At 72.7% G+C, this 1,315-nt stretch carries 1 protein-coding gene; it reads left to right on the plus strand.

The features are described from left to right. On the plus strand, positions 1–1,315 hold a 1,315-nt coding region (locus C1I93_RS30540), incomplete at both ends, for an alpha/beta hydrolase (RefSeq protein ID WP_498070727.1).

The following is a 1,315-nucleotide window of genomic DNA, read 5'->3' on the forward strand; positions in this document are numbered from 1 at the left end:
CCCCCGCCCCGGCACCCCTGCCGGCCAACGCGGTCGATCCCGGCGTACCCGGGCCGTACCAGGCGATCACCGGCGAGTACGACCTGCCCGCCGTCACGCTGCCCGACTTCCCGGAGCAGGTGGAGATGCGAGCGGTGGTGGTCGCACCGCGCGACGCCCCCGGTGCCCGTCCGCTCGCCCTGTTCCTGCACGGTCGGCACGCCTTCTGCTATCGGGGTGACGAGGAGGTGCCCCAGCAGTGGCCCTGCCCGCCGGGCACCGACCCGATCCCCAGCCACCGCGGCTACCTTCAGGCCCAACAGCTGCTCGCCTCGCAGGGCTACGTCACCGTGTCCATCGCGGCCAACGGCATCAACGGCCAGGACTGGGCCGCCGAGGACCGTGGTGCCCAGGCCCGTTCCTCGCTGGTCCGGTTGCACCTGGCCAGGTGGGCCGACTGGGCCGGTGCCGCGCGCTCCGGCGCGCCGGCGATCGTACGTGCCGCGCCACGGGCCGACCTGTCCCAGGTCTTCCTGATGGGGCACTCCCGTGGCGGTGAGGGGATCAGCCGCGCGGCGATGGACTCGCTCACCCCGCCACCGGCCGCCCAGGACGGCTATCGCGGCAAGGTCCGCTGGACCGTACGGGGGATGTTGCTCATCGGTCCCACCTTCTTCGGCCAGAACCCGGTGCCCCAGGTCCCGTCGGTGACGATCCTGCCCGGCTGCGACGGCGACGTCTACGACCTGCCGGGCCAGCTCTTCGTGGACGAGACCCGCGACCTCAGCCGCAGCCGGGCACTGCGCAGCGCGCTGTACGTCATCGGCGCGAACCACAACTTCTTCAACACCGAGTGGACGCCCGGCCAGTCGGTGGCGCCGTCGTCCGACGACTTCGTGGACTACTACGGCGAGTCAGACCCGCTCTGCTCGACCGGCGCGCCGACCCGGCTCACGGCCGTGCAGCAGCAGACCGTCGGCGCGACCTACATCGCCGCCGCCGCGCGGCTCTTCGTCGAGGGCGACGACCGGGTCCGGCCGCTGCTGGACGGCACCGGCCGGCGAGCCCCCTCGGCAGACCCGGCCCGGGTGCTCAGTCATGCCCTCGGCGGCAACCGCACACCACTTGTCATCCCGCAGGAGTCGACCACGTTCTCCGGCGGTGCACGCCTCTGTGACCAGGTCACCTTCGACGACACCCGGTCCTGTCTCGACCCGGCGGACCCGCAAAGCCAGCTGGCACACTTCGTGCCCTTCCTCGGTGCCGCCCCCGAGCCTGACCGACACGCGGTCGCGTTGAGCTGGTCCACCGCCAACCGCCCGATCCGGGTGGCCCC

The organism is Micromonospora endophytica (assembly GCF_003236305.1).
Lineage (GTDB): Bacteria > Actinomycetota > Actinomycetes > Mycobacteriales > Micromonosporaceae > Micromonospora > Micromonospora endophytica.